The following is a 19,145-nucleotide window of genomic DNA, read 5'->3' on the forward strand; positions in this document are numbered from 1 at the left end:
ATGTTTGAATATATCATAGTGGGCGCCGGTCTCGCGGGCTCGGTAATGGCTGAAAGGATAGCTAACATCTTAGATGAAAAAGTACTTGTCATCGAACGCAGAAACCACATCGGGGGTAACTGCTACGACGAAATAGACAAAACAGGCATAATCATACATAAGTATGGTCCGCACATTTTCCACACAAACTATCGGGACGTTTTCAAGTATCTTTCACAGTTTACTGAATGGAGAGAATACCAACACTACGTTTTAGGGTTTATTGATGGAAAACTCGCACCATTACCATTCAACCTCAACACACTACACAAACTACTACCAGAAAGTCTTGCCAAGCCTCTCGAAAAAAAACTACTGAAAAAATATAACTATGGGGAACGCATACCCATACTCAAACTCCTAAAAGAAGATGACAGGGATCTCAAATTCCTAGCCAACTACATTTACGAAAAGGTATTCTTGAATTACACTATAAAACAATGGGGTTTGAAACCCGATGAGATAGATGGAAAAGTCACAGAACGTGTCCCAATATTGCTCTCAAGGGATAACAGATATTTCCAGGACAAATACCAGGGCGTGCCACAAGATGGCTACACAAAGATGATACAAAATATCCTAGATCATGAAAACATAAAAATAATGTTAAATACGAGCCACGAAGAAATACTCCAGATAAAAAAAGACAAAATATTATTCATGGACAAAAAATATAATGGTAAAGTGATATTCACGGGTAAAATCGACGAACTATTCAACTACCGTTATGGTAGATTACCATACCGCTCCCTAGACCTTAAATTTAAAAAACTAGACCAAGAATGGTACCAAGAAGCAGCAACAATAAACTATCCAAATGATTACGATTTCACAAGGATCACAGAATTCAAACACATACACCCTGCCGAAACCAAAAAGACAATCATACTAAAAGAACACCCCCAAGAGCATATAGAAGGAAAAAACGAACCATATTATCCAATATTAACACCAGAAAACCAAGAAACTTACAAAAAATATAAAAAACTCGCAGAAAATCACAGAAACCTCGTACTCCTTGGGAGACTTGCAGAATACCGCTACTACAACATGGACGAGATCGTGAAAAGGGCTTTTAAAGTTTTTGAAAAGGAGGTCCGATGAAAGTCTATTCGGATACAAAAATTTACATTGTTGCACCGGCTGGCACAGCCACAGGCGGCCCTGAACTTTTGCACCAGCTAGGGTACCATCTAAGGAATGACCTTAACTTGAACGCTTATATGTTCTATCAGCCATCTGATCATCCTGATCCGGTCCATGAGGCATATGAAATGTATCGTGTTCCATATGTGGATGAGATAAAAGATTCAGAAAGAAATATTATAATTGTGCCTGAATTGTTTCAGCTTATGAAGGTTATGGATGCTTACACGAATATAAGGAAGATAATATGGTGGCTTAGCGTTGATAATTTTTATATTTCAAAGTTTGGAAAAGATTCACCTTTTAAAAGTTACTTTTATATGTTAATAAACAATTTTGCATATCGCTTTTTTAATAAGGAAATTTTTGATATTCCAAATATTGCCATGGAACATTACCAAAGATATAATCTAAATAATGACAAGACAGTTGTAACAGCGGATTTACATCTTGTACAATCCTATTATGCGATGAAACATCTTAAAGATCAAGGATTCAGCAATGTTGAATACCTATCCGATTATATTAATGAGAAATTCCTTAAAAAGGAAATAAACTTAGATAGAAAAGAAGATTTGGTCGTTTATAATCCTAGAAAGGGTTATAGATTTACTTCTAAACTTATAAAACGTCTGAAAAATTACAATTTTAAATTAAAAGCAATTGAAAACATGAGCCGGGAAGAAGTTTTAGAAACCCTAGAAAAGGCCAAAGTTTACATAGATTTTGGAAATCACCCAGGAAAAGACAGACTCCCAAGAGAAGCCGCTATGATGGGATGTTGTATCATTGTGGGTAAAAAAGGTTCAGCGAAGTTTAATGACCTGCCAATCCCTGCGAAATTTAAACTTGACACAAATGAAAACATCAACACGATAATCAAATCCATAGTTGATTGTGTAGAAAATTATAACAAAAACTTCCCAAAATTCGAGGATTATAGAGAAATAATAAAAGAAGAACCCTTAAAATTCAAAAAAGACTTGGCCAGGATATTTAAGGTGTAATTCATGCCCAAAAAGACATTTGCTGTCACTGTAACATATGATGATAGGTTTCATTTACTTAAACAGGTTATTGAAGCCGCTCTTAGAGAAGGTGTTGATAAGGTAATTGTCGTTGACAATAATTCAGAGCCAAATAGCAGAGAAAAATTGAAAAAATATCATAGAAAAAATCCAGAGAAAATTGATGTCTTGTATCTCTCAGAAAATTTTGGTTCGGCAGGCGGATTCAAAAGAGGACTTAAAAAAGCATATAATGATCCAGAATGCGAATTCATCTGGTTACTAGACGACGATAACAAACCACAACCAGGCGCCCTACAACTTCTAAAAGAGTATTGGAAAAAATATGAAACCAGAGAGAAGGATATAAGGTTGGCTTTAGCATCCTATAGGGAATGTAGAGGGAATTATGCTGAAATAGAGGCTTTGATGTCTAAGGATCCTGAGATAGTTTTGGGTAAGAAAAATAACTTCTACCATTTCCACATAGCAGAAATCCCAAAATATATGAAAAGAATCATACGAAGAAAAATTGTAGGGGAAAGTAGACTCGCCCCTCCAGGACCTGGTCAAATTGCGGCCACATTATATGGAGGACTATTTTTCCATAAAAAACTTTTAGAAGTGATCGGCTACCCCCTAGAGGACTTTTATATTTATGAAGACGATATTGAATGGACATATAGGATCACGAAAAACAGGGGCAAAATAATTTTGATCCCAGATAGTATCATAACAGATATAGACAGATCATGGTACATTACTGATGAAAAAGAAACAGCACTCACGACATTCTCACCATCAAATACTTTCAGAATCTATTATACTATACGTAACGGTTTCTATTTCAGGATGCGGCACAGAGTAGACAACAAATTCATCTACTATTTTAATTGTTTAACATTACTTTTTTTAATTTTATTGTACACTATCATATTTTTTAGGGATCTAAGTCCATTTAAAACAGTTATAACCGCTATCAGAGATGCTAGGGGGAACAAACTGGGAAAAATAGAACGATTATGAAAGGTAGTGGGATATGAAAATTCATGTTCTTGGAAAAGCTTGGAAGAGGAAATCAGGTTCATAAAATCTTAACTAAGTTGAGGATATTAAAATAGAAAATGGATTCACTATCTTCATTTACATGGGCTCGGGTTAACACATAAGAAGAAATTTCAAGATCAAAACCAGATAATCTCGGATCACCACCAAAGCAAGAAACATAGAGAATATAATGCTTTTTTTATAGTTAAGCGAATGGAGAGTCATCTGTTTCATGTATAGTTCAGATATAAGCTTACTTAATAAACTGTGAAATAAACAAAAAATTAATCTAATAAGGTCCTATAAATTTGTAATATTCCTCTTATGGTTTTATCTAATGAATGTTCCCTTGCAAATTCTAGATTTTTGCGCGTGTCGCACTCATAACTCCTATTTTTTAAAACCTCTGTCAGTTCTGATAATTCCACTATAAATGTACGATTTTTTATATCCTCTGGAATTACTGCATCTGCTAATGTTATAACAGGTTTTCCGCATGCCATTGCCTCAACGATGGGTAATCCATAACCTTCCAGAAGACTTGGGAAGACAAAAACGTCCAAGGAATTATAGAAATCGCAAAGATCAGCATCTGGGACAAATCCTAGGAATTTTATCCTTTCATCATTTCCACTTATTTTCTTCAGCTTATTTTCTTGAGGTCCTCTACCTGCAATTAAAAGTTCTGAATCCTCCATATTAGCTTCTAAAAACGCCTTTATAAGGATTTCTATGCGTTTTCTTGGCTCAAGAAAGCTGAGGGTGCCTATCTTATATTTATCATCCTCCTTTTTCAGAGGTTTCAGACCACCAGCTATTGCTTGTCTTACCACGTTTACCCTATTTTCATCAACACCTAGATGTTCTACTAGATCTTTAGCTGTTTGTTCACTTACTGCTATTATAGCTTTACAATTAACAGCCCTTTCACAAGCAAATTTAAAATACTTTGAACCGACAAATTCTCCGATTGAATTTATTAGGCCGCCTTTGGATGGGTTTGGATAAAGGATTGGGATCAGATCATGGAATGTTACTACAGAATTGTCTCTATTAGCTATCCATATAGCCTCTGTAGGTGAACATGCATGATATATATCCTGGTTAGGTGGTATTTTAAGGGGTATTTCAAGGAGTGTGTAAATCAAATATTTCAACCTACCTTTTCCTAGGGGGACCCCACCATCCTGGCTTATATACTCTACATCAAAACCACTTTTTTTAGTCCTTTCAAGAGATTTTTTGAGTATCTTCCTATGCCAGCACTACGCAAATCAAAAAAACGTGAAATTAGACAAATCCTCATTTTACCCCCATTTATATCCATGATCTAAACTATATTATTTGATATTTATAGAACCTTTCAACTATCTATTTTTTTGATTCATGTCTTTATACACCTTTAAGAGTTTATCCACAATTTTGTCCCAGACAAACATTTTCTCGACTTTCTTCCGGCCATTTTCCCCAAGATTTCGCTGTAGTTCTTCATCAAAAAGTAATATTCTTATTTTTTCTTTTAGAGATCCTATATCTAGTGGTTCAACTAAGAAACCGTTTTCACCATCTTCTACAACTTCTATGACTCCCCCACTTTTGTATGCGATAACTGGCCTGTAACATGCATTGGCCTCGGCTAGGACCATCCCAAAGCCTTCCCTTGTTGATGGGAGGACTAGTAAGGAAGATCTTTTCATATGATATATAACATCAGAATATTTAAGATTCATGTAAAATGATACCCTGTCTTCTATTTTATAATCTTTCACAAGTCTTTTTAGCCTATTTTTTTCAACACCATCGCCTATGATCTTCAATCTTATAGTGGGGATTTCCTTTTTTAGTTCTTTCACAATCTTTAGGAGGTGGTCAACATGTTTATGGGGTGCCAGCCTACCAACAAATATTAGACTCCTTGGAATTTTAGATGCCTTTATGGAATCTATCAGTGGTAAGTCAACACCATTATAGATAACCTTGACCCTTCTAGGATTTATTCCATAGTCTCTTACAAGAGCCTCTCTAGTCATATTACTTACAGTGACTATCTTATCATAGGGTAACTTTAGGAGTATTTTCTCGGCCAATTTAGCTACTTTTGAAGATTGTATCCACTGATCAGAGAAGGTGGAGCTTACATCATGGATTGTTGCAATCATTGGCGTTCTTTTAATCCTTGAGGCTATAAAAGCTGGTAATAACGGGGCATATGTCTGAGCATCAATAATATCATAATCATGGCTTAGAATCCAAAATATAGCAGCTAATATGAAATGCAAAAAATTTAACAAACTCCTCTTTGGAGGATCAGTTATCACGGGGCCAATATGGTGAACTTTCAAACCTTTTATATCCTCTTTTTCCTTGACACCCTTTATTTTCATGCATATTACATCAACTTCCCAGCCCCTCTTAACTAGTCTCTTTCCTATTTCGAAATATCGCCTTTCTCCCCCACCTGTGTAATGGGGCGCGAAGAAATCGGAAACTATCAATATCCTCATAGAATATCCTAGATGGAACTATATATATAATCTTTTGGATTTTTCCATGAAATTTACTAGAAGGGTGAAAAGACTCCGATGAAGACCAGCCAGGCTAGTATTGTTTTGGCTGTGAGACTGAGGATAATATAAACCTTCTCACCATATAGGTAATCTTTCCATTTACCAATGCTTTTGTATTGTAGTAGCATGTTCACAGAGAATGTGTTGAACATTATAAAGTAGATTAGTAGTGCAAGGTAAACGAATGCTGGTGGATTAGTCTCTGTTGATCCGAAGGCCGCGATAAAGTAGGCTGCTATGACAATCCATGGAGTGAAGCCTGCTATGCACCCGCATATATATGGTGACCAGTCAACCTTTTCCGTGTATTGGTTCAGTTTCTCCATTAGATAACCGAACATTATCATTGAAGCGTTTAAAACGAAGATCATTACAAGTGACCATAGTTCCCAGACTCCCACAAAGGTTGCGAGTATCACTATCATGATTGAACTTGAAAGGGCATACTCGTACCAACGATAGGGATTCATACCCTTCTTAAGATATTTTTCATAATCCTTTGTTTTAAGAAATCCTATGACGAAATGTGCAACTGCCGAGATAAGGAGGAAAGAGGCTAATATAACACCAAGATAGCCTATAGTGAACACGACTTGTGGTTCAGGTAAAACTTGAAATGATGGTGGATTCAGTGAAATTATCTTGAACTTCAAAGAGAATGTGTATATATCACGTTCCCATGTTAAAAGAAACCCCAGAACAACCATTATGATTCCTTGGATAAAATGTAACGACCCGGCGATTATGTTCAACCTTCTAAGTCCTTCAAAACTTATAGGGGATCTTTCTATCGCCCTAATCCTTTCAATATTATCCATTTAAACCACGGGAATATTAATATAGTATTTAATTGAATAGATATTATCTTTTAGCGGGAAAAAAGAAATTTTGTCATGATGAAAAATTTTACATTGCATCTTTTATAGCTTCTATGAGTATACCCCCCCATATGGGATCCAATTTTTTTGGTGTGAGTCATGTACAAGCCTCTAACAGTAAATGATGAAATCATAGTACTCATAAAAGAATATTTGGACAGAGAATGTCTTGGAGAAAATGTAAGAGAAGAGGCTTCAAGGAAACTTAAAAGATATTTAATCAGAACAGATGATGGTTCATACACACTCCCTTCAAAAAAGCTTTCAGGAAAAAGTGAAACCATGCACACAATACATGGCGCCATAACCGAAGCCTATGAAAAATTCGTTAAACCATCACAACTAGAAAACAGGGACAATATTAAAGTTCTTGATATCTGCTCCGGACTTGGATACAACTCAGCAGCCCTCATAGACCATATAAAAGCCGAAAATATCCTCATACATATGATAGAAGCTTCACCAGAGGTTATATGTGCTGGAGTTCTTGTGCCAAGCCCCATACCAGCTCATAGGATCGTAAAAAGGGCATATGAGGAATGGCTCCTTGAGAATGGATTGGCCCGTTTTCAGATGATATCAACCGAGATCCCAGATAACATCTCCATCGAACTTTTCTGTGAAGATGCAAGACAAACACTACCTTCACTCCCACAAAAATACTATGATGCCATATTCTTAGATGCGTTCAGCCCACCTAAAAGTCCAGAACTTTACACTTTAGAGTTTATGTTGGAACTTTCAAGGGTTATAAAAGATGATGGTATCCTCACAACTTATACATCAGCAGCTCCTGTAAGAGCCGCCATGATAGAGGCCGGTTTCCATATATGTGAAGGTCCCAAGTTCGGCAGAAAGAGGGGCGGCACCATAGCATCCCCAAAACCCATTGGAAAGGGTCTTTCATGGGATGATGAGAGGATGATAGCCCTAACCGATGTTGGAATACCCTATAGGGATCCTAACCTGGAGGATGGTCGCGAGGAGATAATAAAAAGGCGGAAAAGTGAAAGGAGGATAGTTAGGAACGCCAATATGCTACCATCATCATATAGAACACCCATATACCTTGGAAGGGAACTCCCAGAAAAGCATGCTAGGAGGATACTGAAAAACCTTAGAAGGATAGGTATACATGATACTTTCTCAAAGGAAGCGCTCTATATTATCTGTCCACAATACCCAGAATGTATATGTGGATGTAAGAGCTTGAGACTTTCATCATCAAGGGAAAGAATACTTGAAATGAGAAACAGACTAGAAAAAGTGAAAAATGGGGAGTGCATATCTTGTTCGAAATAAAAGCCAAAGATGGCCTTGCAAGGGCTGGGATATTCACTATAGGCGATTATAGGGTTAAAACACCAGCACTCATGCCAGTAATACACCCTAGTAAGATGGTGGTTGATGTTAAATCCTTTGGCGCCGAAATCGTGATAACAAACGCTTACATAATCTACAAAAATGAAAAACTAAGAGACATGGCACTCAAAAAGGGCGTTCATAAGCTTATAGGCTTCGATGGTCCCGTTGTAACAGACTCTGGTTCTTTTCAATTGGCAGAATATGGTGACATTGACGTCACTAACAAGGAGATCATAGAATTCCAAGAGGAGATCGGAGCCGATATTGGAACATCACTTGATATTCCAACACCCCCATATGCCCCCTATAAAAAGGCCAAGGAAGATCTCAAAATAACCTTGGAAAGGGCCAAGGAAGCATTATCCCATCGCGAGAATATGATGTTGAATTCAGTTGTCCAAGGTTCCACATATGCAGATCTTAGGAAGTGGTGTGCAAGGGAACTTTCAAGGATGGATTTTGATGTTCACCCTATCGGTGCTGTTGTACCCCTCCTTGAATCCTATGATTATAAGAGTCTCGTTGAGGTTGTTATGGCATCTGTAGAGTATCTTCCACCTTCTAGGCCCAGGCACCTTATGGGTGCTGGACATCCTATGCTATTTGCACTTGCAGTTTCCATGGGTTGCGACCTATTCGATTCAGCAGCCTATATCCTATATGCTAATGATGACAGGCTACTAGACCCCTCTGGGACATACAAGTTAGAGGATCTTAGTGAAATGCCATGCTCTTGTAATGTGTGTGTTGAATATACTCCACAAGAATTGCGGAGCATGGAGGAAAATGGGAGGAGAAATCTTATAGCAGCTCATAATCTTTATGTGAGTTTTGCCGAGATTAGAAGGGTGAGACAGGCTATAAATGAAGGTAGTTTGATGGAGCTTGTGGATCAAAGGTGCAGAGCCCATCCACGATTATTGGACGCCTACAGAAAAATGCTTAATTACCAAGAATTAATTGAAAAATATGATCCGGTTTCTAAAAGGTCTGCTTTCTTTTATACTGGCCCGGAATCTCTTCGAAGGGTTGAGGTCTACCGCCATCATAAGAGGTTGAATCGACTCCCCAAAAAGAAGGGAGTGGCACTTTTATCAGTTTATAATAAGCCTTATTCGAGGCATGTCCCAGTTGATATTGGAGAATTTTTTTCTCCAGTCCCTGTTGAGGTTGATGAGTGGCAGTTCATGGTAGTTGACATCCCATTTGGGATAATACCATTGGAGTTGGATGAATTTTATCCTTTCTCACAGAATGAATCTCCATCTATATTAGATTTTGAATCAGAAAATTTCATTCGTTCAATTATAAAAAAACTTGAGGAGAATTATAAGACTATAATAGTCAGCAAGGATATTAACGAAAGATTTAACCTTGGATTCAAGTTTAGGGTTGACCCTCCCTCTTTTAGAGTTTCTGATAAGGATCGTCTAGTTGCCGTGGCAGATTATCAGTTTGGGGAGGGGGCTGGCGAAGCACTTTTCAAAGGGGATTTGCAGATAATAAAGAGTAAAAAGACGGGGAGAATACGATATATTTACGTGGATGATGAGCTTATCGCGAGTATAAGGACCTCTGATGGTTTTATAATCCCGTCATGGAAGGGTGCGTCACTCCTACATTCAAGCCTAGATTATCCTAGGTGTAGGGTTGTTGTAGATGAAGAATCAGAACCCTTTGCTAGGGAGGGGAAAAATATATTTGCAAAGTTCGTTATAGAATGTGATAAAAATATACGTGCAAATGATGAAGTTTTAATAGTTAACGAGGATGACGAATTACTAGCCACAGGCAAGTCACTCCTCTGTAGTGAGGAGATCCTAGACTTCAATTATGGCCAGGCTATAAAGACAAGGAGAGGAGGAAGATGATACCTGGTATGGGAATGAACCCGAAACAATTAAAGCAGATGCAGAGGGCAATGAAACAGATGGGAATGGAGATGAAGGACCTCAGGGGCGTTAAAGAAGTTATAATAAGGTTAAAGGATAAAGATATCATCATAGGGAACCCTAAGGTTAGTATCATGGATTTCATGGGCCAGAGAACTTATCAAGTAACTGGTAAAGCCAAGGAGAAAACAAGGGAACCTGAGATACCCGAGGAGGATATTGAGCTTGTTATGAGCCAGACAGGCGCCACTAGGAAGGAAGCGGAGGATGCGCTGAAGGAAACCAATGGGGATCTTGCAGAGGCTATCTTGAGGTTAAGTTAAAATGGTGCTCATCGCCCACATATCAGATCTTCATGTAGGCGCGGAAAACTTTAAAGAGGACATACTATTAGAGGCTATAAGGCAGATAAATGACATGGAACCTGATGTTGTCGTTGCTACAGGTGATTTAACAGATAATGGCTACTACCTAGAATTTTTGCAAGTGGCAAGTTATCTTAGTAATATAGAAAGTCCCCTGGTGGTTGTCCCTGGTAACCATGATGCAAGACATGTAGGTAATGAGACATTCAAAGAGGTTTTAAAAGAAAAAAAGGGCACATTAACTGTTAATGACGAATTACGAGTAATAGGATTGGATAGTAGTGAACCAGACCTAGATGAGGGGAAGGTAGGAAGGTCACAGCAATTATGGATGGAGAAGGAGCTTAAAAAGGCCGCTGAGGCCGACTTGTATAGTGTGATAGCATTACATCATCATATTATACCAGTACCGAAAACCGGACGTGAAAGGAACGTTCTAGTCGATGCAGGTGACATTTTATGCTCCATTGTCAAATGTGGGGCTAATCTGGTTATCTGCGGCCATAAGCATGTTCCACATGTATGGAGAGTTGAGGACATTTTCTTTGTAACAGCTGGTACAGTAGCATCGCTCAAGCTTCGAGGTAAAGATATTAATTCATATAACACATATTATATCGAGGATGATATAATAGAGATAAGATTGAACCAAGTGCAAAGGAAAAGCTATTTGATGGGATCATATAAGCTTTGTTCTAAATAATAGAAGGGTGATCAATTGAGGGTTATTATAGATGCATCTAATGTAGCTCATTCTAGAAAGGGAGATGACGACAAGCCCAAGTTAGAGAACATATTAAAGGCCGCTGAAGAACTCCGTAAACTTGGATACGAGCCTGTTATAATCGCCGATGCATCATTAAAGCACGAAATCGATGATAAGGAAAAATTTAAGAAGTATCTTGAAAAGGGCGAGTTTAAACAGGTGCCCTCTGGTACTAATGCAGATCACTTCATTTTAAAATTGGCAGAAGAAGAAAATGCTAAAATATTATCAAATGACGCCTTCAAAGAGTATTCTGATGAATTTCAGGATATAAGTAGTAGGAGGATACCCTACAATTTCAAGGAAGATAAAATAGTTATCGGCCGGCCATCAAAACCTAAAAGGGTTAAAAATATCCTTCAGAAAATCTGTGCAGAAATATTAGTCGAATTCGAGAGGAAGGGCTTCGACTATTATAAGGTTAAAAGGGGTAAAAAATTAAGTGGTATAGCAATTGCAAAGGAAGCCATTGATAGGATAGAAAAAGTGAAAGAGGAGGGTCTTGAACCAAAACTTGAAGGCTTGCTCACGAAATTACCCCTCTTTGATAAGTTCATGGAACTCGTTGAGGAAGCTGAAAAAACAGGAGACTTCATAATATTTGTACTTGTAAACCTCCAAGATTATAGAGAAGTTGTTAAATATGCCGGTAACATTGCAGTAACAGTCTTCGAACGTTTAAAGTTGGATCACGCCCCCCTCGTCGCTGTTAGAAATGATATTTTCATCAAAAAGGGCCGTTTCGAGGTTAATATACTCTATTCTGATGAGGTTATGGAAGAAGCCCCCTATGATATTAACATAATCATCAATGACCATGATTATAATTTTGTAAAGAAGAATTCAAGGAACATTGCAAGTACCATAGCTGCTCGCATAGGATCTTGGAGATTCCCTATAGTCTCTGTGAAGCCTAGCATGTTAATGGAAAAACCTGGAGAATTTGAAGTGGTCTTGGAGAAGGGAGGAAGCAGTTAAAATGCTGACAGAGTATATTCTCCGAGCATTACTAGGTTTACTATTAAAAAATAAGGTTTTGGGTATAGGCACCAAGTATTCCCCAAACAATGCCAGAGAACGCGAATACGTTGACATGATAAACTACACAAAGACCATGCTCATAGAAATAAAAAGAGCAGATATAAACAGCCAAAACATTTTTAACAATCTTATAAGAGAGGTCGGTTCTGAGAACATCCCCCCCAATAGGAAATTCATCGAATTAGAACCACCCTTGGACAAAGTAGACGAGTACGCCCTTTTTAGCAACATCATAATAGGCAGCGACCGTTACCTTTACATAGAAGTTTTTAACAAGGCCAAGATAATCAAAGATTTCATAGAACTTCTAAGAAAAGAAAAGGGAAAGATTATTGAAAAAAGTCCCACAGAAGTCATCGCAAGACTCCCTTCAAAGAATGATGCTATAAGGGCTGCTATAAAACTTATAGGATTGGCTAGTGCAAAAAAGATTGGCCTTAGGGCTGCTGTGGGGATGACAGGAGCCGCTGCAATAGAAAGATCCATAAGATTAAACAAGGAAGTTGGTGAAATCCCAGGAGTGGGTTTCACAAAACTTGGCGGTGAATTCGCCCTCATATTCCCAACACCATTCAACCCAAAGGAGGGTGAACCATCACCCCATGACAATTACCTCTTCATTGATGTTATAAATTCCACAAGTTTTATCGAAGAATATGGTAAAGGAGCCCTAGTCGAGATAATGAACGACATCAAAAGTTACATTGAAAAGGAATGTAAAGGAAAAATCGAAGGTTACAAGGAAGGTGGGGATGATCTAATCGCTAACCTACCAAGCAAAGACATTGCACTAAGGGCCACAATAGATGCTGCATGGCATGCACTTGCAAACGGTGCAAAGATAAGAGCAGGAATAGGTAAAACTAGAAGAGAAGCAGCTGAAAGAGCACAACTTGCAGATGATATAAAATTGTGGAACCCTGCTACTGTCATAATATTCGATGTTGCAGATGGACTCTACGGCTATTTCATCCCCAACCCCTTTACTAGAGCTGTCATAGATTACCTATTCAATGAAAAATCAAAGCTCATCATAATATTCATCTTCGTTTTCATGGCAACATTCCTAGGCTGGAATCTCGGATACTGGCAACTAGGACTACTTGCAATATTACTCGTAATATTATATGGGGCCACTACCTAGAAAATCTCGATCATATCTTCTAATATGATCTTAAATTATTTAAAGGATTATCTCTAATATAATCTGGGGAGTTTTACAATGCGACCCGAAACCGAAGCTAAAATAATTGTTGCACTTTTAATATCATTGATAGCGTTTGGTTGTGGCTCCTGTCTAGGGATAATATTAGCAATATCACCTGGAAATATCAGCCCAAAACCCGCCTATAACAATACAAGCCTAGAGATCCCAAATCCGAACGAATACGTGCCACAGGTTAACGAGACGATTACAAGTAACATGACAAATCCCAACGAATACAATCCATAATAGTGTGACTAATCATCTGTGAATAGTAGGAGGAGCGCCCGTGAAGATGATAGAGGGTGGAGTATGCGCAGTAGATAACATACTCGCCTGGGGGTCCAGGAAAGGAAAATATGGTCTTGGCATATTATATGCTGGTAAAAGCACCGCTGCAGCCGTCTTCACTTCTAATAAGATAAAAGCCGAACCCATAAAATTAACCATGAAGCACTTAAAAGATGGTAGACTATCAGCCATCATAGCCAACAGTGGTAATGCCAATTGCTTCACAGGCCCAGAGGGCATGGAGGATGCTCAGAGAATGGCCAAATTCGTAGCCGAGGGTCTTTCAATCCCAGAGGACATGGTTGCCGTGGCTTCCACAGGTGTCATAGGCAGAAAAATGCCCATGAACATAATAGAACCCCTCACTCAAAAGGTTCTAGGAGGCCTCGAAAATTCACCTAGGGGGTCTAGGAGATTCGCAGAGGCGATAATGACTACCGACACGTTCCCAAAGGAGTTTGCAGTTGAATTCGAACTCGAGGATGGTAACAAGGCTAGGATAGGTGGCGTGGCCAAGGGTTCAGGTATGATAGCCCCTAACATGGCTACAATGCTCTCATTCATAACCACAGATGTTAAGGCATCATCATCACAGTTAAAAGAGGCTCTCAGGACAGCCGTAGATGAGACCTTTAACATGGTAATAGTCGATGGGGATGAAAGCACCAATGATATGGTCATATTAATGGCAACTGGAAAATCAGGAGAAATAGATGATAATTTCCAAGAAGCATTAAATTTAACATGCAGAGAACTCGCGAAGATGATAGCAAAGGATGGTGAAGGAGCAACCAAGTACATGGAGGTGGAAGTTTTAAATGCCAAATCCCAAAAAGATGCCAGGAGAGTGGCGAGGACAGTTGCAAGCTCCTCTCTTGTTAAAACAGCACTATTTGGAGCAGATCCCAACTGGGGTAGGATCATAGCCGCGATAGGATACTCAGGGGCTGTGATAGATGAAAAAAAAGTGTCAATCATCCTAGAAAGTGAAAATAGAAACATTGAACTTATAAAGGAAGGAATGATAGCCTCGGAAAACAACAGGGGACTTAAAATAGCTGCAGATATTATGAATGAAGATGAGATAAGAATCATAATAGATCTGGGAATAGGTAAAGAAAAAGCAAAGGCCTATGGCTGCGACCTAACATATGATTATGTGAAAATAAATGCAGAATACACAACATAGGAGTTGCAATGTGGGATGAAAACAGTCGAAATCCTTGTCGAAGCTTTACCATACATTAAACGGTTCCATGGCAAAAAGATCTTGATAAAGTATGGTGGACATGCCATGATACAAGAAGAAGCCATGGATTCCACAGCAAGAGACACCGTACTCTTAAAATATGTTGGGATGGAGCCAATCGTAGTTCATGGTGGAGGACCGGAAATATCCAGGGCAATGAACAAAATGGGGAAAGAACCAAAATTCATTGAAGGTTTAAGAGTGACAGACGAGGAGACAATGGAAATAGTTAAAATGGTCCTCGTAGGTAAAATAAACACGAGTATAGTGTCAAAGATATGCTTCCACGGGGGTAAAGGCATAGGATTATCAGGAAAGGACAGCCAACTCTTACTTGCCAAGAAAAAAGCACCCCATATAATCAAGGATGAAAAAACTGGAGAAGAGCTCGAAATAGACCTTGGACTAGTTGGTGAGATAGAATCTGTAAACCCTGAAATATTGGAGATGCTGACAAGCAATGGTTACATTCCCATAATATCACCCATAGGGATCGATAAGAATGCTGAAACCTTAAATTTGAATGCTGATACCGTTGCCGGTGAAGTAGCTGCGAAGGTCGGTGCAGAGAAACTCATATTACTCACAGATGTTCCAGGTATCCTAGAGGATCCGAACGACCCAGATACTCTCATAGAAAAAATTAACATAAGCGAATTGGATGATCTCATCAAAGAAGGTATAATAAAAGGCGGAATGCTCCCAAAGGCCCTTACATGTATCCAGGCGATAAGAGATGGGGTTTCATCAGCACATATCATCGATGGACGGATCAAACATTCCCTACTCCTGGAAATATTCACAAAGAAGGGCATAGGAACCATGATAACAAAGTAAACCACCATAGAATCTTAATGGTCTAAAAGATCCATTCCAACAACGCATTTTGAATAAAACACCCTTTCTATCCCTAAATTTTATATAAAGGGTTTCTCCTTTTTTTTATAAGTTTCAAAGTCGATAAATTCACCTTTATATTTGAAGCAACCTATTATTAATTGGGGGTGGATTAATGGAGACAGGAGCTGATCATGCCATTCTAACACTGAATCTAACAAAAAAGTTTGGAGAATTTTGCGCTGTAAATGCCTTAAATTTGAAAGTCAAAAAAGGGGAAATTTACGGGCTTTTAGGCCCGAATGGGGCTGGTAAGACAACCACGATCAAAATGCTCTGCGGGATTTCAAAGGCAACTTCGGGAAAAGCATTTATCCTAGGAAAGAGAGTACCTGATAAAATCGTGGCGCGAGAGATAGGTTACATGCCACAAGAGACAGCACTCTATGACAACTTGACCATTGAAGAAAATCTAGAATTTTATGGGGAAATATTCAACCTCAAAGATGATCAGATATCTAATAAAATCCAAAAACTGCTTGATTTCATAAATCTCAAAGATTGGGGGGATGAAATTGTTAGAAACTTGAGTGGTGGGATGAAACATCGCGTATCACTGGCATGTGCACTAATCCATGAGCCCAAAATCCTTTTTCTTGATGAACCCACAGTTGGGATTGACCCAGAACTTAGGGTCTCATTCTGGGACTACTTCAAAGAACTCAAAAAATCAGGGAAAACTATTCTTATAACAACACATTATATGGATGAAGCAAGACATTGTGACCGCATAGGGTTTATGAGGGCTGGAAAGTTAATAGCAGAGGATAAACCACAACAAATGCTCATAAAAACTGGTACAGAGTCGCTTGAAGACGCGTTCCTAAAAATTGGGGTGGGGCCATGAATCTCCGAAGAATATTAGCCGTGACTAAAAGGGTTTTCAGAGACATTAAAAATGATAAAAGAACCATCGGATTAATGCTCATAGCCCCAATCTTTGCAATGTTCGTTTTTGGATTGGCCTTCAGTGGAAATGTTGAAGATATTCATGTTATAGTAGTCAACCATGACCAAGGATTCCAGACACCAAACGGTGAAAACATCTCTTTTTCAGATAAAATTTTATCAAATCTTAATAATGAAACTTTGGACATTGAGTACATGGACGACGAAGACAAAGCCATCAGAAAAATCGAAGATGGAAATGTGTATGCAGTTATAATTTTCCCTGAAAACTTCACCAGAAACGCTTACCTAGGAGTTGAAAAATTTAGTCCATCATTTATGCGCAATTCTACAGTCGATTCACTACCCCAAGCCCAGATCATGATAAAAGATGATGAAAGCATTACAACCATTAAAAATTCTATAATAGGAGCTGTCCAGGAAGCAATAACCGAGACAATGAAAGATGAGGGTATAAAATTCCCAGTTAAAGTTACTCAAGATGCAATCTATGCTAAAGACGCGGATTTTATAGATTCCTTCGTCCCGGGGATCATGGCCTTCGTTGTTTTCCTATTAGCAACACTCCTCACGCTACTTGCATTTGTCGGTGAGAGAATTTCAGGCACACTAGATAGGCTCATGGCAACACCACTCCAAGAAAGCGAGATAGTATTAGGCTACGCTTTAGCATTTGGGACAATAGGGATGATACAAGCGGCATTTCTCCTTACAGTGGCTGTGCTAGTCTTCAACATTATGATCCTTGGAAACGTTCTTTTAGCATTCTTTGTAGTGGCGCTCTTGGCGGTGGTCTCCCAAGCACTAGGCATATTGTTATCAAGCCTTGCGAAGAGAGAAGGACAAGTAATCCAATTCATACCCTTCATAATACTCCCCGCTTTCCTGCTTTCAGGCGTTTTCTGGCCCATAGAAGCAATCCCAAGGTGGTTAAGGCCATTTTCATATATGGTCCCTCCGACTTATGCAGTGGATGCTTGCCGTGCAATTATGCTCAAAGGATGGGGAGTCTCTAAGATCTGGCCTAATATCATCGCCCTTGTAATTTTTGCCATCTTTTTCCTTATGGTTGCGGTTTGGTCCTTGAAAAAGGGGAAAGATTGAAAATTTGATAAAATCTCCCCAATTCTCTTTGAAGGGAATCGGAATTTATCATTTTTGGTGTGGTTTAGCCTTTGATCCCGAATAGGAATCTGAATCCTTTGATTCTTCTAACCAGTTCGATTGTGGCTATGGTAGATATGAAACTAAGGCAAATGATTAGGATTATTTGTAGTGGTTGGTTGGGTGTCCAGTTTATAATGTAATAGGCGAACATGTTGATCCAGGGTAAATGGAAGATGTAAATGGGGAATGACACCGCCGAAAGGTAGAGTGTTTTTGAGGTTTTAAATTCTAGGTAATGTTTACCCATTCCCATCACACCAAGGACTCCCAGCCACATTATAGAATTTTCAAATATTTTCATTATAAATGCGCCTATGAATGATTGAAAAGTGGATTGGCTGCTATTATTTACCGTGGAACCTATATTAGGTACACTTATCAAGAGATAGAAGATGTTTATAGCTAGAAATGAGATGAAAAGTGGCCATCTTTTATCTTCCAATTTCTGCTGGACTCCTTCATCAGATAATAAAAAGTAACCGAAAATAAAAACTAGAAAGAATTGTAATATGCTTTTTTCAGGGTATAAATTCAAGAAAAGGCTGCCAAAGGCTAAGGGAATGATCAATGATAATAGTTTAGGTATGGTTACCTTTTCTAGGGGAATTTCCCATTTTCCATTTTTATACTTCATGATAATTGGAAGTGCAATCAAAGAGACTATAAAGAGGTACAAAAGAAACCATAGGTGGCCTATGAGTATTCCTGACTTTAGATTGGGCAACCAGTGGGTGAAAAAATCCAGCCAAAAGTCGAGGAAACTTCCAGTATATCCACTGTAGAGTGAACCAAAGTATACGCTTACTGGTATTACAAGGATCATCCCTGCTACTGTGGGGATTAATAGTTTTGATATTCTTTCCTTGAGATATTCGCTTGCACTTCTCTTTTTCAATGAATAATAGGTGGCTATTCCTGCTATGGTGAAAAGTAATTGCATAAACCAAGGTGCCAAACTCAAGATGAAAGTATTGGCAATAACAGAGTTCCCAGCATGGAAATAGTATGATCCAATATTACTGTAGATGAGTAACACATGATATGGGAACAAAAGCAAAATTATAAGCCAGCGTAGATTATCAAGATAATATTTTCTCATTTTTATTGCTCCATCCTGACCAAAGATTTCTACTTGAAAGATTTTCAAACATTTTCAAAAGTGTGAAGATGGATAAAATCATTAGTTAAAAAAAGAATCGTGTTAAGCTATTTTTAGCAGTTCTTTTTTTATCGCTTTTGCTACTTGTGTTGTTGTGTGTTTTCCTTTGAGGTCTGGTGTTTTTATTCCTTTTTTCAGGGTTTCTGTGAGGGCTTT

18 protein-coding genes are annotated in these 19,145 nt (G+C 38.4%); 14 read left to right on the forward strand and 4 right to left on the reverse strand.

Annotated features, from left to right (window positions below):
• The 3 genes from glf to DPC56_RS06870 are packed head-to-tail and all read left to right on the forward strand — an operon-like array spanning position 1 to position 3,218.
• Complete coding sequence (gene glf, locus DPC56_RS06860; RefSeq protein ID WP_112094340.1) at positions 1-1,143, forward strand: UDP-galactopyranose mutase; 1,143 nt, start codon at positions 1-3, stop codon at positions 1,141-1,143.
• Positions 1,140-2,192 carry a hypothetical protein gene (locus DPC56_RS06865; RefSeq protein WP_112094341.1) on the forward strand — a complete coding sequence of 351 codons (1,053 nt, stop codon included), beginning with the start codon at positions 1,140-1,142 and terminating at the stop codon, positions 2,190-2,192. Before glf ends, DPC56_RS06865 begins: the two co-directional genes overlap by 4 nt.
• Before the next feature lie 3 nt (positions 2,193-2,195).
• On the forward strand, positions 2,196-3,218 hold the full coding sequence (locus tag DPC56_RS06870; RefSeq protein ID WP_112094342.1) for a glycosyltransferase: 1,023 nt from the start codon (positions 2,196-2,198) through the stop codon (positions 3,216-3,218).
• 305 nt (positions 3,219-3,523) lie between these two features.
• Here DPC56_RS06870 and DPC56_RS06875 read toward each other — a convergent pair whose 3' ends face one another.
• The 3 genes from DPC56_RS06875 to heR all read right to left on the reverse strand — a co-directional run bounded on the left by DPC56_RS06875 (position 3,524) and on the right by heR (position 6,624).
• On the reverse strand, positions 3,524-4,396 hold the full coding sequence (locus DPC56_RS06875; RefSeq protein WP_112094343.1) for a glycosyltransferase family 4 protein: 873 nt from the start codon (positions 4,394-4,396) through the stop codon (positions 3,524-3,526).
• 210 nt (positions 4,397-4,606) lie between these two features.
• Positions 4,607-5,743 carry a glycosyltransferase family 4 protein gene (locus tag DPC56_RS06880; RefSeq protein WP_112094344.1) on the reverse strand — a complete coding sequence of 379 codons (1,137 nt, stop codon included), beginning with the start codon at positions 5,741-5,743 and terminating at the stop codon, positions 4,607-4,609.
• Positions 5,744-5,799: 56 nt separating this feature from the next.
• Positions 5,800-6,624: a heliorhodopsin HeR gene (gene heR, locus DPC56_RS06885; RefSeq protein ID WP_112094345.1), complete on the reverse strand. Its 825-nt coding sequence runs from the start codon at positions 6,622-6,624 to the stop codon at positions 5,800-5,802.
• Between the two features lie 159 nt (positions 6,625-6,783).
• Here heR and DPC56_RS06890 point away from each other — a divergent pair, with 159 nt between their 5' ends.
• From DPC56_RS06890 to DPC56_RS06940, 11 genes are all read left to right on the forward strand, one after another.
• On the forward strand, positions 6,784-7,986 hold the full coding sequence (locus DPC56_RS06890) for a tRNA (5-methylaminomethyl-2-thiouridine)(34)-methyltransferase MnmD (RefSeq protein WP_112094346.1): 1,203 nt from the start codon (positions 6,784-6,786) through the stop codon (positions 7,984-7,986).
• Positions 7,974-9,920 carry a tRNA guanosine(15) transglycosylase TgtA gene (tgtA, locus tag DPC56_RS06895; RefSeq protein ID WP_112094347.1) on the forward strand — a complete coding sequence of 649 codons (1,947 nt, stop codon included), beginning with the start codon at positions 7,974-7,976 and terminating at the stop codon, positions 9,918-9,920. Before DPC56_RS06890 ends, tgtA begins: the two co-directional genes overlap by 13 nt.
• Positions 9,917-10,264: a nascent polypeptide-associated complex protein gene (locus tag DPC56_RS06900; RefSeq protein ID WP_112094348.1), complete on the forward strand. Its 348-nt coding sequence runs from the start codon at positions 9,917-9,919 to the stop codon at positions 10,262-10,264. Before tgtA ends, DPC56_RS06900 begins: the two co-directional genes overlap by 4 nt.
• 1 nt (position 10,265) lies before the next feature.
• Complete coding sequence (locus tag DPC56_RS06905; RefSeq protein WP_112094349.1) at positions 10,266-11,009, forward strand: metallophosphoesterase family protein; 744 nt, start codon at positions 10,266-10,268, stop codon at positions 11,007-11,009.
• Positions 11,010-11,024: 15 nt separating this feature from the next.
• Entirely contained in the window at positions 11,025-12,050 is a 1,026-nt protein-coding gene (locus DPC56_RS06910) for an NYN domain-containing protein (RefSeq protein WP_112094350.1), read from the forward strand.
• 1 nt (position 12,051) lies between these two features.
• Positions 12,052-13,257: a hypothetical protein gene (locus tag DPC56_RS06915; RefSeq protein WP_112094351.1), complete on the forward strand. Its 1,206-nt coding sequence runs from the start codon at positions 12,052-12,054 to the stop codon at positions 13,255-13,257.
• 78 nt (positions 13,258-13,335) lie between these two features.
• Positions 13,336-13,566 carry a hypothetical protein gene (locus DPC56_RS06920; RefSeq protein WP_112094352.1) on the forward strand — a complete coding sequence of 77 codons (231 nt, stop codon included), beginning with the start codon at positions 13,336-13,338 and terminating at the stop codon, positions 13,564-13,566.
• 40 nt (positions 13,567-13,606) lie between these two features.
• On the forward strand, positions 13,607-14,797 hold the full coding sequence (gene argJ, locus DPC56_RS06925) for a bifunctional ornithine acetyltransferase/N-acetylglutamate synthase (RefSeq protein WP_112094353.1): 1,191 nt from the start codon (positions 13,607-13,609) through the stop codon (positions 14,795-14,797).
• Positions 14,798-14,812: 15 nt separating this feature from the next.
• Positions 14,813-15,694 (forward strand): acetylglutamate kinase, encoded by an 882-nt coding sequence (gene argB, locus DPC56_RS06930; RefSeq protein WP_112094354.1) that lies wholly within the window; start codon positions 14,813-14,815, stop codon positions 15,692-15,694.
• A gap of 175 nt (positions 15,695-15,869) precedes the next feature.
• Positions 15,870-16,601 (forward strand): ABC transporter ATP-binding protein, encoded by a 732-nt coding sequence (locus DPC56_RS06935; protein WP_112094355.1) that lies wholly within the window; start codon positions 15,870-15,872, stop codon positions 16,599-16,601.
• Positions 16,598-17,767, forward strand: a complete 1,170-nt coding sequence (locus DPC56_RS06940; protein ID WP_112094356.1) for an ABC transporter permease — start codon at positions 16,598-16,600, stop codon at positions 17,765-17,767. Before DPC56_RS06935 ends, DPC56_RS06940 begins: the two co-directional genes overlap by 4 nt.
• Positions 17,768-17,831: 64 nt before the next feature.
• On the opposite strand, the gene DPC56_RS06945 is transcribed toward DPC56_RS06940, so the two are convergent.
• Entirely contained in the window at positions 17,832-18,929 is a 1,098-nt protein-coding gene (locus DPC56_RS06945) for an acyltransferase family protein (RefSeq protein ID WP_112094357.1), read from the reverse strand.
• Positions 18,930-19,145 lie beyond the last annotated feature (216 nt).

Origin of the sequence: Methanothermobacter tenebrarum (genome assembly GCF_003264935.1) — an archaeon.
GTDB classification, from domain to species: Archaea; Methanobacteriota; Methanobacteria; order Methanobacteriales; family DSM-23052; genus Methanothermobacter_A; species Methanothermobacter_A tenebrarum_A.